Genomic DNA, 486 nt, shown 5'->3' on the forward strand with positions numbered 1-486 from the left:
CATACAGTTCTCCGGCGCCCCGCCCTTCGAGTTCACCCTCGCCATCGACGGCGTGCCACAGCCTGCAATGCTGTCTACTGGCAGCACTTTCGAGCTCCTGGCAACAGCCCCCGGCACCTATACCGTGGCCTCTGTGGCCGACGCCACCGGGTGCGCCGGCACTGGCTCCGGCTCCGCTCAGGCCAGCCTGCTCGGGGCCCCGGCCATATCGGCCATCTCTACCGCATGCGACAACTCCAACGCCTTCTATACCGTCTCCTTCAGCATATCCGGCGGCGATACCGCCTCCTATGCCGTAGCGGGCACACCTGGGGCCCTCATGCCTGGGCAGCCCTACACCTTCACCTCCGTGGAGCTCCCCAGCGGCGCACCCTACAGCTTTGACGTCTCCGATGCCAATGCCTGTGCACAGGCCAGCATCTCCGGCGCTTTCTCCTGCGAGTGCACTGCACAGGCCGGCTCCATGGGCGCTGCACCCATCAATGT

Annotated in this window: 1 protein-coding gene; it reads left to right on the top strand. The window is 65.8% G+C overall.

Annotated features, from left to right (window positions below; all coding sequences use genetic code 11):
• Positions 1-486, top strand: a 486-nt coding sequence (locus FRY97_RS22655; RefSeq protein WP_170254882.1) for a hypothetical protein, incomplete at both ends; no start/stop codon positions are given.

The sequence above is a fragment of the Phaeodactylibacter luteus genome, from assembly GCF_007993045.1.
Taxonomy (GTDB): Bacteria; Bacteroidota; Bacteroidia; order Chitinophagales; family Saprospiraceae; genus Phaeodactylibacter; species Phaeodactylibacter luteus.